Annotated in this window: 16 protein-coding genes and 1 pseudogene; 6 read left to right on the forward strand and 11 right to left on the reverse strand. The window is 55.2% G+C overall.

Annotated features, from left to right (window positions below):
* Nucleotides 1-39 precede the first annotated feature (39 nt).
* Nucleotides 40-684, reverse strand: coding sequence for a hypothetical protein (locus MHM37_RS12835; protein ID WP_239296918.1), 645 nt, complete (start codon nt 682-684; stop codon nt 40-42).
* 197 nt (nt 685-881) lie between these two features.
* Between MHM37_RS12835 and greB the strand changes: the two genes are divergently transcribed.
* Entirely contained in the window at nt 882-1,424 is a 543-nt protein-coding gene (gene greB / locus MHM37_RS12840; protein WP_239296916.1) for a transcription elongation factor GreB, read from the forward strand.
* Nucleotides 1,425-1,442: 18 nt separating this feature from the next.
* On the opposite strand, the gene MHM37_RS12845 is transcribed toward greB, so the two are convergent.
* A complete protein-coding gene (locus tag MHM37_RS12845; protein WP_239296914.1) occupies nt 1,443-2,432 on the reverse strand; it encodes a methyltransferase in 990 nt (329 codons plus the stop codon).
* Entirely contained in the window at nt 2,429-3,247 is an 819-nt protein-coding gene (locus tag MHM37_RS12850; protein ID WP_239296913.1) for a methyltransferase domain-containing protein, read from the reverse strand. The genes MHM37_RS12845 and MHM37_RS12850 overlap by 4 nt, the downstream gene beginning before the upstream one ends.
* Before the next feature lie 207 nt (nt 3,248-3,454).
* Here MHM37_RS12850 and MHM37_RS12855 point away from each other — a divergent pair, with 207 nt between their 5' ends.
* The 4 genes from MHM37_RS12855 to MHM37_RS12870 are packed head-to-tail and all read left to right on the forward strand — an operon-like array spanning nt 3,455 to nt 7,198.
* Nucleotides 3,455-4,489, forward strand: a complete 1,035-nt coding sequence (locus MHM37_RS12855; protein ID WP_239296912.1) for a substrate-binding domain-containing protein — start codon at nt 3,455-3,457, stop codon at nt 4,487-4,489.
* Nucleotides 4,490-4,529: 40 nt separating this feature from the next.
* A complete protein-coding gene (locus MHM37_RS12860) occupies nt 4,530-5,507 on the forward strand; it encodes a sugar kinase (RefSeq protein WP_139527069.1) in 978 nt (325 codons plus the stop codon).
* Between the two features lie 33 nt (nt 5,508-5,540).
* Nucleotides 5,541-6,515, forward strand: a complete 975-nt coding sequence (locus MHM37_RS12865) for a D-glycerate dehydrogenase (protein WP_239296911.1) — start codon at nt 5,541-5,543, stop codon at nt 6,513-6,515.
* Nucleotides 6,512-7,198 (forward strand): HAD-IA family hydrolase, encoded by a 687-nt coding sequence (locus tag MHM37_RS12870; RefSeq protein WP_239296910.1) that lies wholly within the window; start codon nt 6,512-6,514, stop codon nt 7,196-7,198. Before MHM37_RS12865 ends, MHM37_RS12870 begins: the two co-directional genes overlap by 4 nt.
* Here the strand turns inward: MHM37_RS12870 and uxuA are convergent.
* The 8 genes from uxuA to MHM37_RS12910 form a co-directional block, all read right to left on the reverse strand.
* A complete protein-coding gene (gene uxuA / locus MHM37_RS12875; RefSeq protein WP_239296909.1) occupies nt 7,187-8,365 on the reverse strand; it encodes a mannonate dehydratase in 1,179 nt (392 codons plus the stop codon). The genes MHM37_RS12870 and uxuA overlap by 12 nt on opposite strands.
* Nucleotides 8,366-8,379: 14 nt before the next feature.
* Nucleotides 8,380-9,849, reverse strand: a complete 1,470-nt coding sequence (locus MHM37_RS12880) for a mannitol dehydrogenase family protein (protein WP_239296908.1) — start codon at nt 9,847-9,849, stop codon at nt 8,380-8,382.
* Nucleotides 9,850-9,855: 6 nt separating this feature from the next.
* Entirely contained in the window at nt 9,856-11,136 is a 1,281-nt protein-coding gene (locus MHM37_RS12885) for a TRAP transporter large permease (protein ID WP_239296907.1), read from the reverse strand.
* Nucleotides 11,137-11,138: 2 nt separating this feature from the next.
* Complete coding sequence (locus MHM37_RS12890) at nt 11,139-11,717, reverse strand: TRAP transporter small permease (protein WP_239296906.1); 579 nt, start codon at nt 11,715-11,717, stop codon at nt 11,139-11,141.
* A gap of 82 nt (nt 11,718-11,799) precedes the next feature.
* On the reverse strand, nt 11,800-12,768 hold the full coding sequence (locus MHM37_RS12895) for a TRAP transporter substrate-binding protein (RefSeq protein ID WP_239296904.1): 969 nt from the start codon (nt 12,766-12,768) through the stop codon (nt 11,800-11,802).
* 62 nt (nt 12,769-12,830) lie between these two features.
* Entirely contained in the window at nt 12,831-13,853 is a 1,023-nt protein-coding gene (locus tag MHM37_RS12900) for a Zn-dependent oxidoreductase (RefSeq protein WP_239296903.1), read from the reverse strand.
* A gap of 14 nt (nt 13,854-13,867) precedes the next feature.
* Nucleotides 13,868-15,079 (reverse strand): D-mannonate dehydratase ManD, encoded by a 1,212-nt coding sequence (gene manD, locus MHM37_RS12905; RefSeq protein ID WP_239296902.1) that lies wholly within the window; start codon nt 15,077-15,079, stop codon nt 13,868-13,870.
* Nucleotides 15,076-15,810, reverse strand: a complete 735-nt coding sequence (locus MHM37_RS12910; RefSeq protein WP_239296901.1) for a GntR family transcriptional regulator — start codon at nt 15,808-15,810, stop codon at nt 15,076-15,078. Before MHM37_RS12910 ends, manD begins: the two co-directional genes overlap by 4 nt.
* 145 nt (nt 15,811-15,955) lie before the next feature.
* Between MHM37_RS12910 and MHM37_RS12915 the strand changes: the two are divergent.
* Nucleotides 15,956-16,561, forward strand: a pseudogene (locus MHM37_RS12915) (alpha-hydroxy acid oxidase); the annotation flags it as partial.
* Nucleotides 16,562-16,698: the final 137 nt, after the last annotated feature.

A 16,698-nucleotide genomic window follows, 5' to 3' on the forward strand; every position in this document is an offset into this window, starting at 1 on the left:
TTAACCGCGCGTAGGGTTCAGGGGAAAAGGTACATCATTTCATAGCTGACCAAGCAACGCCTCGGCCTCACGGCGCAGCGCCTCATCGGACACCTGGCGATTCTCTCGGGCCGTGCCGTTCACCGCGCGCTGGGCATGCTCGCGCGCCGCTGGGGTGTTGCCCTCTTCTTTTAAAAACGCCGCGTAGTAGTAGTTGACATCGATGCCGTCCGGGCGCAGCTCCAGCGCGCGCTGGAACATGCGCTCGGCAGTATCGCTGTTACCAAATCCCAGCGGGCGGCCTGGGCCTCGGTCATATAAAGCACCCAGCGTGACATAGGCCGAGCCGTTGCCTCCCGTGGGGTCGATCTCGATGGCGCGCTCCAACACGTCGCGGGCGTCACCGGCCGTCCCCAGCGCGCCCAATCCACCGCGTTCACGCGCGTAGGAGGCCAGCACAATACCCTGCCAAATCAGCACCTCGGCCTCATTGGGATACTGGTTGGCGAGCTGCTCGGCTTCGCTGGCGAGCGCTTTCAGCGTGTCTTCCCGCTGATTCGCGGGCATTTGCGTCACCGTGTGCTCCCAACGGTTCTTGAGTGAAAAGACCTCCCCCTCGAACGCCGATGCACTCAAGGGGGCCAGCGCCAGCGTGCTGCCCAGGGCGGCGGCGATCAACAAGCGGGAAAAGGGAATAGCGCGCATGGAAACCTCCAGGTTTGTTGTTGTAGCGGCTTTTTCATCGGGGCCTTAAAGCCCAACGATAGCTTACCTAGACAATGTAACGAACGTTTGAATGATTCGCCAGACATTCACGACGTTGTTATAAAACACCCCCTCGACGTAAGCTTATGGCTACCCGCAGAAGCGCCCGTTTGGGCGTACAAGGAGACGATGGACGTATGAAAGGTCGCAACATGACCCGCTGGCGGGATCCGGCAAAAGACCCACGCCAAGCGCCCAAAAGCAATTTGATCACCGCCGAAGGGGCCGCCCGACTGCGCGGCATTCTCGATCACCTTTCACGGGTAAAGCGCCCGGCGCTATCCGCCAAAGTGGGCGAAGCCGCCTCGCTGGGTGACCGCAGCGAAAATGCGGATTACACCTATAACAAGAAGGAACTCAACCGGGTCATTGCGCGCATCCGCTATCTCACCAAGCGGCTCGACGAGTTGCAGGTAGTGGACCGACTGCCCGCCAATACCGACAAGGTCTTTTTTGGGGCCTACGTGAGTCTGGAGGACGACGAGGGAGCAACACTTCAGATTCGCATCGTCGGCCACGACGAGCTCGATACGCAAAAGCGCTGGATCAGCATCGACGCGCCCATGGCAAAGGCACTGTTGGGCAAAGAGGTCGATGACGACGTCACGGTGCTGACTCCCAACGGCGAAACGTTCTATACCGTGACGGCCATTCACTACGATACGCCAAGCGGCCCATGAGCTCGACGCCAAAGACGACTAGTTGACGGCGCGATACACCCGGAAACGCCGGTTGTCCGACAGCGTCTCGAACTCGCCCAGCGCGCGCTGTAATCGCTCCGGATAGGGCAGAAACGCATTGGCCACCAGCCACAACTGCCCTTTTGCCTGGAGGTGCTCTACCGCTTGATCGATCAAGCGCGAGCTGGGGCCATAGCTGATGTCTCGCTCCTGGTGAAACGGCGGGTTACTCACGATGACATCGAATCGCTCGCCGTCCAACGCCGAGTAAACGTCGCTCTCCAGCACCCTGCCCTCCAGCGCGTTCTCACGCAGCGTTCGTCGGCAGGCTTCGGCGGCGAAGGCGCTGACGTCGACAGCCGTGACCGCATGCCCGCGTTTGGCGAGCCACGCGCTGATGATGCCGTCGCCACAGCCCATATCAAGCACTTTTAGCGTTTTTTTCGGCAGCGCTTTCTCCAGGGCCCGCAGCAGAAGCTGCGTTCCCTCGTCGACTTTGCCGTGACCAAACACGCCTGGGTGGCTGACCAAACGCATATCCAGGGCGTCAAAGGTTTGCCAGGCGCTCTCAGGCGCTGCCATGTTCACCGTGCGGGTGGCAAACAGCGTGCAGCGGCGGGCGTTATCGAGCTTGTCGCACGCCATGCCCAGCTCATCCAGTATCTTAGGCACGCGTTTGATGCCCCCTTGATGCTCGCCCACGATATCGACCGGCGTATCGCCAGGCAGCACGTGGCAGAGCCACGCCAGCCACCATTTGCCTAGCTGATGGGCTTTGGGCCAAAACAGCACCACCTGACCGTCGGGTAGGCAGTCGAACGGCGCGAAAGGACTCATGGCTTGACGCGCACTGGTCTGCCACTGCTCCCGCAGGGCAACATTGTCACTCACCATCGCGGCGGAGTGGTTTAACAGCCACGTATCGTCTGGAGGCGCGACAGGCCATAGCCGAGCGGCCTGCCCGTAGTAACGTTCCAGCAGCTGGCAAGTAGGCAGTTGAGCACTCATACATCAGCCTCGGGTTTGGTAACGGTATAAAGCAAATAGCGGCCTAAACGCCAATGGGGGTCTTGCTGGCAATACTGCTTCTCAAGCGCCAGCAACGCTGCTTGATCGCTTGTCTTCTCAGGCGCCTGACGCACGTAATCCTGAAAAATACGGATACCCGCGACACTCTCGATACGTAAGCCGTTCTGACTCACCCACTGGCCAATCTCGTCATGGGTAACGGGGGTAATCGGCGTTAAGCGCTGGCGCTTGCCTTTACCTTCCAACTGATCGCTCAAGGCTTTTTGATAGTTGCCCTTCACCACGTTGGAAAAGCGCAGCGCGTCGCGGTTGAACACCATCAGACTCAGTTGACCACCGGGAGCAAGCAGCGTTGCGAGGGTGTTCAGCGCTTGCTCGGGATTGCCTAACCACTCCAACACCGCGTGACAGGCGATCAGCGGCCAAGGACCAGGTGCTTGGCTGGGCAGCGCCTGTAGAGGAGCCTCCACATAGCAAAGCTGCCCCGGTGGCCACGCCACAGCGGCCTCTTGCTCAGCGTGCCACGCCTTGGCGTGGGACAGCATATCGTGGGAAGGCTCCGCCATGGTGACCGTGTGACCACGTGCGGCAAACCAGCCGGAGAGCTGCCCCAACCCACCGCCAACATCCAGCACGGGCTGGGCCGTCAAGCGCAGCATTCGCGGCAGCAGATAGTCCAACATCGCGAGGCGCAGCTCGCCCCGGGGTGCTTGGTAGAGCGAGCGAGAGAACTTATCTGCCAAGCCATCAAAGTAGCGGTCGCCAGCGTCGGTTAATTCGTAGGTCGGGTGCATGCATGTAGGCCTGAATGATCACAACGAGCGCAATATCAAAGCCGCGTAGTTTACCCTGCTTGTATCGTTAACGCTCGCCAAGCCATACCCATCAGGCAGCGAGCTGGCGGATCCTTCACTCGGTCTATTGCCTTTCTTGCCAGGAGTGATTAGTGTAAAAATCAAAATGGGAACGTTACCATTGTAAAAAGAGCCATCAAATCATCTATGCCGCCTACTTCTCGCGCTACGCTAATCGAAGTCGCTAATGTAGCGAACACCTCAAAAACGAGTGTTTCCCGCTATTTTGGGCCGGAACGCCACAAACTCTCGCCTGCCCTTCAAACGCGCATCAAGCAGGCCGCTGATGCTCTCCACTATCAGCCCAATTTAATCGCACGTGGGCTAAAAGGCGGCGGCTCCAGGCTTTTAGGCATGCTGGTAGCCGATATACGTAACCCCTTTTCCGTGGCCATCGTCCACGGTGTCGAAGTGGCGGCACGTAAACACGGCTATGCACTGATTGTCTGCAATACGGATAACGACCCCGCCCTAGAGCAACGCCATTTGGCTTCTCTGGCGGCCTACCAGGTAGAGGGGCTGGTTGTAAACGCAGCGGGACAACCTCAACAACTACTTCAGACCATTATGCACAGTGGTTTACCGCTGGTATTGATCGACCGTGAAGTAGGCAAAATCAACGCCCCGGTGATTGGCCTTGATAATGCGCTTGCCATTGATATGGCACTTAACCACCTATCCCATCAGGGCTATCGCTGCGTGCTTTACGTTAGTGAGGCCCCAGAGCAAGCCAGCGCCCGTCAAGAGCGCCTGCAACGCTACCAACAGCAAAGTGCCTCGTTAGGGCTGGATAGCGCCATATTAACCAGCCTTGACGAGCAAGAGACGACCCCGGCACTGCGCGACTTTATCCAAAAAAACCGGGGGGTCTCCTGTGCCGTGCTGTGTGCCAATGGCAATGCCACGCTTGCCATGACGCGCTGCTTTCAACATTTAGAGATCGCCATGGGAGAGGTAGGGTTGATAGGTATAGATGAGCTCGACTGGTGCGAACTGGTACCCCCAGGCATCACTACTCTCGCCCAGCCAACCGATGCAATCGGCAGCGCGGCAGTCACTTACCTACTCAATCAAACCCTCCCTTCCAAGGCCGCGAAGGAAGTGCGGCACCATCACCCGCCAGTACTTATTCCACGGGGCAGCACTCAGTTGATAGGCCCCTCTGCTCACTTGTCCCCCTAATAACGACACCGCCACTATCAAACAAGTTTTGAGGCTACTAATGACACACTCTGTTTCTTCACCCAGCGTACTTACTTTTGGCGAAGCCATGGCAATGTTTGTGGCAGACACCACAGGAACCCTGGCGGATATTGAGCATTTTCAGCGCCGTTTGGCGGGTGCGGATAATAACGTCGCGATTGGCCTTGCTCGGTTGGGCTTCCATGTCAGTTGGTTAAGCCGGGTAGGCAATGACGGTTTTGGTCAGTTTATTCGCCAAGCACTTGAAGCCGAAGGTATCGATGGCCGACATATCCATACCGACTCCCAGCACCCTACCGGCCTGCTATTCAAAGAGCGCGCCAGCGGAGGAGCCGACCCCAAAGTTACCTATTTCAGACGCGGCAGCGCCGCCAGCCATCTTTCTTCTAACGATGTCGACGGCGTAGATTTTGATGCACTCCAGCATGTCCATGCCACCGGCATCACACCCGCCCTTTCAGACAGCGCCTGCCAGCTAACCCGTCATATCATGGAGCAGGCGCACCTTCGGGGAGCCACGATCTCCTTTGATCCGAACCTTCGCCCTTCCCTATGGCCCAGTGAAACGAAGATGCGCGACACGCTTAATGAACTTGTCTCACTAGCTGACTGGGTGCTTCCCGGGTTATCGGAAGGCCAACTCCTTACTGGTCAGAAAACGCCCTACGACATAGCAGGTTACTATCTGGATCAAGGCGCTTCAGCGGTCATCATCAAGCTGGGGCCAGAAGGCAGCTACTACCGCGGCACCCTAGCCGGCTACGAGGAAAGCTTTACCGTTGAAGGCTGCCATGTCGCGGAAGTGGTCGACACCGTAGGCGCAGGCGATGGCTTCGCGGTGGGTGTCATCAGCGCGCTGCTCGACGGTTGCTCGGCCCGCCAAGCCGCCCAACGTGGCAATCTCATTGGAGCGCAAGCCATTCAAGTCATTGGTGATATGGAAGGCCTACCCCACCGCTCACGACTTCAAGCGTTAGAAGCAGAACAAAAATTTTAATACCAACGACTTACACTATCCAAGGAGATAACAATGAAAAAACGCCTGATCGTGCATGGCCAACTCAGTGCCGTTCAGTTAGCCACCCTTGAGCATCTATTTGAAGTCACCCAGCTATCTAAAGCGATGCCGCTGGACACTCCGACAAATCGCCATCACCTAGCAGAAGTCCATGGCATTATCGGTTCTGGCCTTGCGATTACCCCCGAATTACTGGATGCAGCGCCCAAGCTTGAAGTCATCTCGACTATATCGGTGGGTTACGACAACATTCCTGTCGATGAACTGACCCGTCGCGGCATCATGCTGTGCAATACACCCGATGTACTCACCGAAACCACCGCTGATACTGGCTTTACACTGATCATGGCCACCGCAAGGCGGGTCGTTGAGTTAGCAGAGTGGGTCAAAGCCGGTCAGTGGGAGGCCAGTATTGGCCCTTCGCTCTATGGCAGCGACGTGCACGGCAAAACGCTGGGCATGGTGGGTTTTGGCCGCATAGGGCAAGCCGTTGCTAGACGCGCTGCTCTGGGTTTTGATATGAAGGTCTTCTACTCCAACGCTTCACCCAAGCCCGACGTCGAACGAGAGCTAAGTGCTGAACGCCGTGAACTGGACGCATTACTGGCCGAAGCTGATTTTGTCTGCGTGACAGTTCCATTGACCGCCGACACTGAACGACTGATCGGTGCCCAACAGTTCGCGCTGATGAAGCGTACCGCTATTTTTATCAATATTTCGCGTGGCAAGGTGGTCGATGAAAGCGCCTTGATCAATGCCCTAGAAAACGGGGTGATCAAAGCCGCAGGCCTGGATGTCTTTGAGCAGGAGCCACTCTCCACTTCATCGCCACTGCCTCACATGGCTAATGTGGTCGCCCTCCCTCACATCGGCTCTGCCACCCATGAAACCCGTGACGCCATGGCCCAGCGTGCGGTCGATAATATCCGTTTAGCACTGCAGGGTGAGCCGCCGATCAGCCTTGTGAACGAAGAGGTAAATCAATGAGTTCAGGCCACAGCACACCCTCGCATTTCTGCCTTCTATTCGACTGCGAAGGCACCCTAGTGGATAGCGAAATACTTCTTGCTGACGTAATGGGTGAGATCTTTCCTGAGTTTGGCCTTCCCTTCTCGTCACAGCAGTATATGGAGGAGTTTCGTGGCGTGCGCTTCCATACCATCGTTCACATTTTGGAGCATCGCTTCCACAAGTTAACAGAGGAAGCGCTTAACCAGCTTGAGGCAGGAATGCGGACTCGTATGGAAGCACGCATGCGCGCCGAATTGATGGCCATCCCAGGCATACCGGATGCGCTCGCGCAGTTAAAGAGCTACCCCAAAGCAGTGGTGTCTAACGGCCCTGAGCGAAAAATCCGCTGCGCGCTAGAAAGCACACAGCTGGAAAACCACTTTCAAGGCCAGTTATTCAGCGCTTACACCCTCAATGTCTGGAAGCCAGACCCAGAGTTGTACCGTAAAGCAGCGGCTGCCATGGGCTTCCCCCCACAGCACTGCATTGTCATTGATGATGCGGCGGTGGGCGTGGAAGCAGGCTTGGCAGCGGGTATGCAGGTTATCCACCTCAACCACTTTCCCAACGAGGAGAGCACGCCCGAGGGCGCGGTGGGTATCCACCACGCCAACGAGCTGCCAGCGGTCATTGGGGAGCTAATGGAATCAAGCCGTTAACTGTCGCACCGCCAGCTCTACGCCACGCAGTTCAGCCAAGCCGCGCATACGCCCGTAAAGTGGATAGCCCGGTGCCGTATTGCGCTGCTGATCATCGAGGATGTGGTGCCCATGATCCGGGCGCAGCGGTAAGCGCGCACCACCCTCCCTTTGGCGCCGACGCTCTTCATCAACCAAAGCGTGAATGACCGCCACCATATCCACATCGCCCGCCAGGTGCGGCGCCTCATGAAACGAACGCTCGTCCGTAGCTTCCCGCTGAGTAGCGCGTAAATGCACAAAATGGATATGCTTAGCGAAACGTCGCGCCATCGCCACCAGATCGTTCTCTTTGCGTACCCCATAGGAGCCAGTGCAGAAGGTAATGCCATTCGCCGCGCTTGGCACCGACTGCAGAATCCACTCCACGTCATCGGCACAGGACACAACTCTCGGCAGACCTAGCAACGGGCGGGGCGGGTCATCGGGATGGATAGCCATACGGATGCCCACCTCTTCCGCTACCGGAATCACGGCCTTTAAAAAATACCCCAGGTTCTCCCGAAGCTTCATGGCATCAATATCCGTATACGCTTCTAATACGGTACGGAACTGCTCCAGCGTGTAGTGCTCTTCAGCCCCTGGAAGCCCGGCAATCAGCGTATTAACCAGTTTATTCCGTCCGGCCTCATCCAACCCTTCCAAGTAACGGGCAGCTTGCTCTCTCTCCTCGTCACTATACGCCTCTTCAGCACCAGGGCGTTGAAGCAGGTATAGGTCAAACGCGGCAAAAGCGACCTGATCAAAACGCAGCGCCAAAGCACCATCGGGTAATGCATAGGTTAGGTCGGTGCGCGTCCAGTCGAGTACCGGCATGAAGTTGTAACAGACCGTATCGATACCGCAAGCCGCTAGGTTACGAAGGGTTTGACAGTATGTGTCGATCAGGGCATCGCGTTCAGGCACCCCCTTTTTAATGGCCTCATGCACCGGCACACTCTCAACTACCGACCAGCTCAAGCCGGCAGCTTCAATCAGCTCTTTACGCTCACGGATGGCGCCTACCGGCCATACTTGGTCATTGGGCACATCGTGCAAAGCCGTGACGATTCCCGTTGCGCCTGCCTGACGAATTTCCGCTAGGCGTATGGCATCCTTTGGGCCGAACCAGCGCCACGTATGCTCCATAACGAACTCCTTTGTCAGCTACGCTCAAGCACTGCCAGCGCCCCAGCAAGCCCATCTTGTATCAGTGTTTGGTAAAAGGTATGAACAGCCTTGGTAAAGGTGCTATCAGCGGCCAGACCACTAGGTACGATATCGTCCATAGCTAAAAACGCCGTTACCAGGGCAGCAGCATCTAAACCATGCTTGCAGTGCAGCTCAGCAAAGCGCTTAGCCATTGGGTCATCGACGGTGTAGCCATTCCCCAGCAAATCCTCGCCAGCGGTATAACGAATCCACGCTGCCATGCCCAGCGCTACACAGGGTGATGCTTGACCGGCATTGGCCCGCGCCAGCGTACCGGTTAACCACCGCTGGGGTAGCTTCTGGCTGCCATCCATAGCAATTTGCTGCAAGCGGTGCCGCAAGCTGTCATTCCCAAAGCGTTCGAGTAACGAGTCGGCGTAGCCGGTCAAATCAACCCCGTCGGGCATGTCGAGTGTCGACGCCGCCTCTTCAAGCATGTAACGGCGTAATAAAGCGCATAGGTCAGGCTGGTTAACTCCGTTAAAAACCGTTTCAATGCCTGCCAACGCACCAAGATACGCAAGCAGTGAATGACTGCCGTTCAACATGCGCAGCTTCATGGTTTCAAAAGGCGCCACATCGGCGACCATTTCGACTCCCTCTGCTTCCCAGCTCGGTCTTCCCATAGGAAAGCAGTCTTCCACCACCCATTGGGAGAACGCCTCGCACACCACGGCATTTGCGTCGTTCACACTCAGCCCAGCCAAGCGTTCAAAATCAGCGTCTGTCATAGCGGGAACGATGCGATCTACCATGCTGCAGGGAAAAGCAACGTCGTTAGCAATCCAGCGGGCCAGCGCGGGGGCACGATGCTCGGCCAGTTGAACCACCGCTTGGCGGGTGCGTTTACCATTGTCGGGCATGTTATCGCAAGAGAGCACCGTAAAAGGGGCAATGCCTGCCTCATGCCGCCGGGCTAACGCTTCCACCAGCAGCCCTGGCGCTGTGCGCGGTTGCTGGGGCGAGGCAATGTCGCCAGCGATCATCGGGTCGTCACTTCTTAAGTCACCGCTAGCAGTGTTTAGAAAGTACCCCTTTTCTGTGACAGTCAAAGTGACGATACGCGTATCGGGGGAGGCCATTCGCTCAAGGAGCGCCTCCCTGTCACGCCCCCAGTTGCCTGAGCTATCACGGCCGGTAAAGAGTGCCTCTTCGATGACTCCTATCTCACGCAGCGCAAGGTGTTGGCTATTAGCGTATTCCGCGACATGATAACGGTACCCTGCCGCCGCCAGACCATCGACCAACCCAATGCTGGAACGCAGGTTGGCGCTACATACGCCCCAATCGACATCGCCACTACGCTGGCGGTAACGCTCTAAATACACCGCCTGATGAGCGCGATGAAAAGCGCCTAACCCCAGATGGACAATTCCGATCCGACCACTTCCTGGCTTAGCTTCGATATGCTGTGGTGTCATCAACGATTACTCCCCCATCAACAAGTTGGGCAACCAAAGTGAAATGGCGGGTACATAAGTGACCAGCAATAGGACTGCCAGGTTACAGAGCAAGAACGGCACGATCGCCCTGGCGACAGTCAACATGGGTAACTTACCAATGCCTGCTACTACAAATAGGCACACTCCTACCGGCGGCGTGGTAAGGCCGATCATCAAGTTCAATACCGCAATCACCGCAAAATGGACCGGATCAACACCGACACCGGTGGCCACTCCCACCAAAGCAGGGAAAAGAATGATCAGCGCAGCAATGGTTTCCATAAACGCGCCAACAAACAGCAGGATAAGATTCAGTATCAACAGCACAATCAGCGGATTGTCGCTGATAGAGAGAATCAGCGTGGCAATCATCTGAGGAATTTGTTCGCTCGTCAGAATCCAACCAAACAAATTCGCTAAACCTACCATCAGCAGTAGCGCCGAGGAGGTCAGCACCGTATCGGACAAAATCGCTGGCAGCTTTTTCCAAGACAACCCCTTGTAGACATACATACCAACCACTAGCGCATACAGGCAGGCAACAATGGATGCCTCGGTAGGGGTAAAAAAGCCGCCGATAATGCCGTAAAGAATAATCACGGTCATTAACAGCGCCCAAAATGCCGTCTTCGCTTCACGTAGCAGTTGCATGAACGGCACTCGCTGCTCTTTTGGATACCCACGGCGAACAGCCAAAATATAGACCGTCACCATCATAGCGACGCCCATCAGTAAGCCAGGGATAGCCCCAGCCAAAAACATCCGCCCTACAGAAATACCGCTCAGCGAACCCGCAATAATCATCGGTACGCTGGGAGGGATAATCGGACCTACGGTAGACGAGGCCGCCGTCACGGCGGCCGCGAATGGTTTGTCATAGCCCGAGCGCGCCATACCGGGAATCATCACTGAACCAATACTGGCTGAGTCGGCAACCGCTGTGCCAGAGATACCGCCGAAAATCATCGAACCCGCCACGTTAGCCAAGCCTAGCCCGCCCCGGATATGGCCTAGCAAAGCGTTGGAGAAGCGCACAATATGTTCCGTAATATTGCCCACGTTCATTAGGTTACCGGCGAGTACAAAGCCTGGAATACAGAGCAGTACGAAAGTATCGATACCGGCAAACATACGCTGTGGAACAATCGTCAGGGAAATACCTTCCAGCAGAAGGTAGGACAGGGACGCCATTCCTAACGCAAACGCGATGGGCATACCCACTGCTAGCAGAATTAGAAAAACACTAAAAAGTATAATAACTTCCATGCTTACGACTCCTGTAGGGAGGTAGAGGAGCGACACATAGCGATAATTCCCTCAAGACACCCTAGTAAGCTATAAACCAGGAGTAGTGCAAAGGTGACTACCGTTGAGAAAAAGATATAGAGCATGGGAATACCAAGCGTGGGGGAGGTTTGCCAGGCGCCGTTCTGTGCATATTTCCATGCGTAAGGTAGAACAAGGAAAGCAAATACCCCTGTTAGCAAACAGATCAGTACTTGGAAAGCCGCCTTCATGAGTGGCCCCAACAAGTGATGGAAAAGCTCAACACTAATATTACGGTTTTGGCGTAAAACGACTCCGACCGATAACGCCACCATATAAATAAATAGATAGCGCGAGAGCTCTTCGGTCCAGGAAATCGAGAAGGGCAAAAAAAGCCGCGAACTAATTTGTAGTAACACCGTCGCGGCAATGGCGACAAGGGCCGTCACGGCTAGTTCCAGAAAGCAAGTATCAACCCAGCCAATTACACGTCCAATCGGCCCCTGCAACTTTGGCACCGTCGACATTGAATCCAGACGCTCCAACGCTGATTGCTCAAGCGCTTCTTGATCCGAGTTCATCACCGTATCCTCATGGGCAAGCTTTTTTGTCGTGAAAAGATGGGCTGACTCATCGCCAGCCCATCTTTAATTACCAGCCGCTTTATAAGTCTTGAATAGCGTCGAAAAGCTCACGCTGCTCGTCTGTCAGAGCCTCTAGGACAGCCGGACGGGCCTTCTCGGCAAACGCAGCAACTTCGACGTCTACGAACTCCATGCCACGCTCTTGGAGTGCTTGCTCAAGGCGTTCCTGATCTTCAACAAAAAGATTGGCTTGATACTCCTGCATCGTCTGGGCAGCGTCACGGACAACTTGCTGCAGCTCTTCCGGCATATTTTCAAGCTGATTACGCCCAATCACTACATAAATCCAGCTACGCACATGACCCGTCATGTTGACGTAATCCTGCACTTCATTAAAGCTGGCACTTTCGATCAGGCTAAGCGGGTTCTCTTGGCCTTCTATGGTGTTTTGCTGCAGTGCTGTGAATACTTCGCTAAATGCCATCGGCGTAGGACGCGCCCCTAAGGCTTGCCAAGTATCCACGAAGAGCGGCACGTTCGGCACACGAAGGCGTAATCCGTCCAGGTCATCCGGGTGGCGGATAGGCCGGTTGGAGGTCAACTCCCGTGGGCCGCGTTCAAACCAGGCGAGAGGAACCAAGTTAGTGCGCTCAGTGATTTGAGCTTCAATCTTAGCGCCAATATCACCGTTCACCGCGGCATGTAAATGCTCGGAATCACGGAAGGCATAAGGCACAGCCATCATGGCCGCTTTAGGTGCCCAGTTTTGTAAGCTTTCGCCCGTGATGGTCATATCCGCCGTGCCTAGCTGGATACTATTAATCACGTCCATTTCGTTGCCTAGCTGCTCGCTAGGGTACAGGCGTACTTCAATACGACCATCAGAGTTAGCCTCGACTTCCTCTTTAAACTTCTCGGCGGCCTGGTGCCAAATGTTTTGCTCATTAGCCAAGTGGCCAAAGCGTAAGGTAAAATCCGCCGCCATGAGCGAATGACTGCCGAGGATGGCAGCTCCAAGGACAGCACTGGACAGTAATTTCTTGATCATTTTTCTCTCCTGCACACTCGTTTTGTAGTTTATTGATGATGCGTGGGGTGGCGTGAATACCCTTAAGCACCGATGCTAATCAGTACTTTTCGGGCCTCTTCAGGACGGTGGTCAAGCATATCAATGGCGTTAGACATATCGCTTAGCGGAAGCCGGTGACTGACAAGCGCCAGCGGATCCAGCCTGCCGTTCTCCATTAACTTGAGCACCTCCGGAAACTTGCGATTATTGAGCCGTGAGCCGACAAGGGTTAGCTCTTTCTTGATGACTTCCAGCTGTACCAGCTCGCTTGGCTGAACACTAAACCCTAATAAGCCAATACGCCCAGCCGGAGAAGCCAAACGCAGCATTTGCGGGAGCAGTGCAGGCACGCAGGCAGCATCGGCAATTAGAGGTACGCCTTCGCCTTGGGTCAGCGCCATCACTTCTTTTTCCACTTCCTGCTCGCGGCTATTGAGAACGTGCGTAGCCCCTAGCTCATTGGCGGCGGTCAAGCGCTCATTGATCACGTCGGTAACGATGATCTCTTCAATGCCCAGAGCCCGGGCCATTTGCAGGATGGTCATGCCGATCACGCCCGCACCCAGAATCAAGAGCCGGTCACCAGGGTGCGGCCGCATGCGATCTAGCACGTTAGCAGCAATGGTGTAAGGCTCGACCAGCGCGGCTGCGTCCAGTCCAATATGCTCAGGCAGCTTGTGCACGTTCGCCACCGGCACGGAAACAAACTCTTCAAAGCCACCATTGCGGTGCACACCGATCACCTCAAGGGCGCTGCACACGTTGGGGCGATTGATCCGGCAGGGGTAGCAGGTACCGCAGCTAATCACAGGGTCGACACAGACGCGATCACCTACCGACACATCGGTGACGCCCTCGCCCACCGCATCGATCACGCCAGCGAATTCATGGCCGGTGATGCGCGGGAAACGCACAAAGGCATTATCACCGTGGATGATATGCATGTCGGAGCCACAGATACCGGCAAACGCCACGCGCACCAGCACTTCACCCGCCCCGGCAGTAGGTTCTTCAACTTCGGCAACCCGGTAGTCATGGGGTGCGTTGACCTGAAATGCTTTCATGGATGAAAAACTCCTTACCAGTGCCAGAGGGTGCCGTCTTCCAACCGGTTGACCGGCAGGCTGGCACGCTTATAGGGGTACTGCTTGGCTAAGTCCTCGTCGATATCAACGCCATGCCCGGGGTTTTCACCCACAATGAAATGCCCATCTTCAAAACGGTAATCATGGGGGAATACGTCATCCGTGGCGCTGGTATGGGGCATATACTCCTGAATACCAAAGTTGGGTACCCAGGTGTCGAAGTGGATAGCGGCCCCCAGGCAAACCGGTGAAAGATCCGTAGGCCCGTGGAAACCGGTACGCACATGATAAAGACCGGCCAGGTCGGCAATACGGCGCACATGGGTAATACCGCCAGCATGGGTCAACGTGGCGCGGATATAGTCGATCCACTGGTTTTCAATCAGCGTTTTGGCATCAAAGAGGCTGTTAAATACTTCGCCTACTGCCAGCGGCGTAGTGGTGTGCTGGCGAATAAGGCCAAAGGCTTCCTGGTTCTCGGCAGGCACACAATCCTCCAGCCAGAACAAGTTGTAGGGTTCTACTTCCTTACCTAAACGTGCAGCTTCAATGGGAGTAAGACGGTGGTGAACATCGTGGAGGACGTGCAAGTCGTCACCGAAACGTTCTCTTACCGCAGCAAACAGTTTCGGTACATGATTTAAATATTTGCTGGTACTCCACACATGCTCTGCAGGCAAGTCGGAATCCGCTGGCTCGTAGCGCTCCCCCTCTTTTTTGGCAACACCGTAGATACTGGCAATCCCCGGGACACCCGCTTGAACGCGTACTGCCTTATAGCCCTCATTTACATGGCGGGCAACCTCATCCAGGCACGCTTCAATATCACGCCCGGTTGCATGGCCATACACCATAACGCGCTCTCGGCTTTTACCACCCAGAAGCTGGTACAGCGGCATCCCCGCAAGCTTTGCTTTGATATCCCAAAGTGCCATATCAACGGCAGCAATAGCGCTCATGGTGACAGGCCCACGCCGCCAGTACGCGCCGCGGTACAGGTAGTGCCAGATATCCTCGATGCGCTGGGGGTCACGACCAATTAACATTGGAATGACATGCTCTTCCAAATACGCCACAACGGCCATCTCACGGCCATTCAGTGTCGCATCGCCAACTCCATAGACACCTTGGTCAGTAACAATTTTCAACGTGACGAAATTACGTCCCGGTGACGTAACAATGGTATAGGCATGCTCAATTTTCATTGGATCGCCTCTTGCATTACTGGATTGTCTTGTACATCGAACATATCTGGGAAACGGCGGATCAAGTCAGGCATGGAGACGAGAACTTCACGTAAATGAAGCATCATTGCTTCTTCAGCACGCTTGACATCACGTGCCTCAATGGCCGCGATAATATGGTTGTGCTGATCGACAAGCCGCTCCAGAGGAGTGCTATGCGGGACGCTGAGATAGCGCACACGATCCAATTGGGCCCTTACCTCTTCAATGACTTTCCAGGCAGCCTGCTGCCTTACACCGAGTGACAGCGTGCGGTGAAAAGCTTCATCAAGATGATAGAAGCGGTCGTAATCGTGGGGTTCAAGACAGCGGCGCTGGCGCTCAAGTAAGTCATGCAGCTCTTTGAGCACGCTAGGCTCGATGCCTTTTTTGGCTGCTAACTTCACTATTGCAACTTCAATCGCTTCACGGACGAAGCGGGCCTCAAGTACCGCCTGCTGTGAAATCTTGACAACGTAGGTGCCACGTTGGGGCTTTACCTCAACCAGCCCAGCCTCCGAAAGCCGAATAAATGCCTCCCGTACAGGCTGGCGGCTAACCGAAAAGGTATCGGCAATCTCTTTTTCGGATAGCGCCCGACCAGGCGCCAACACCATCTGAATAATCGACTGTCTTAATACTTGGTACAAGCGCTGGCGTACCGGGTCACTGTCACGGGTTTCCTGCCATAGCTTTTGTAGGGTCGCATGCATAACACCTAAATCCGTAAATGAGAGTCTGTGACGAATTGCTACCACGACTGATATGACTAGTATGGTAGTATGGCAAAAGAAGCGAAAGCCTCCCGAGCCTATACTTTAGTTGCGGATCAATAGTGATACCCCTTCAGGAGCGACCATGAAGCGTCAGCGCTACTCAGGCTATAACCATAAAAAAGCTCTCAACATTTCAGACTTAGAGCTTATCGCCAAAAAGCGCCTTCCCAATTTTGTATTCGAGTACCTGCATGGCGGCAGTGACGACGAGCACACACTGCGCCATAACAGGGAAGTCTTCGACCAATACCTCTTTAAACCCAAGAGCCTGACCAAAATCGGCCCTCGGGACTTAGCCACGTCACTGCTGGGAAAGCGGTATAGCCTGCCTATGGTGATTGGCCCCACCGGGTTCAATGGCATGCTGACGAAACATGGAGATATCAAGCTGGCGAGCGCTGCCCGCAGCCGAGATATCCCTTTTGTGCTAAGCAATGTATCGACAACCGCACTGGAGGACATCACAGCACTGGAAGGGTTATCTGCATGGATGCAGATCTACTTCTATCGTGACCGGGCTTTTGTGCGCTCTCTCGTTGAGCGTTGCCGACAGGCGGGTTTTGAAGCCATCGTGATCACGACAGACAGTGCCATATATGGAAACCGGGAGTGGGATGTACGCAATTTTAGACGACCGATGCAGCCTAATTTAGCCAATTTGCTGCATATGCTATCCAAGCCGAAGTGGATGCTGGATGGAGTTATTGTCAAATTCTGTGTATGGCCGGTCAGGCGGCAGTCCTGTCTGACTGATCGGTCAAGGGTTCGCCGTCCTTGAACTGGACGTTGTTCACGACCAGCTCCAGCTTGTTGAACCCCTTGATC

Source organism: Halomonas sp. MMH1-48, from assembly GCF_022348105.1.
Taxonomy (GTDB): Bacteria; Pseudomonadota; Gammaproteobacteria; order Pseudomonadales; family Halomonadaceae; genus Vreelandella; species Vreelandella piezotolerans.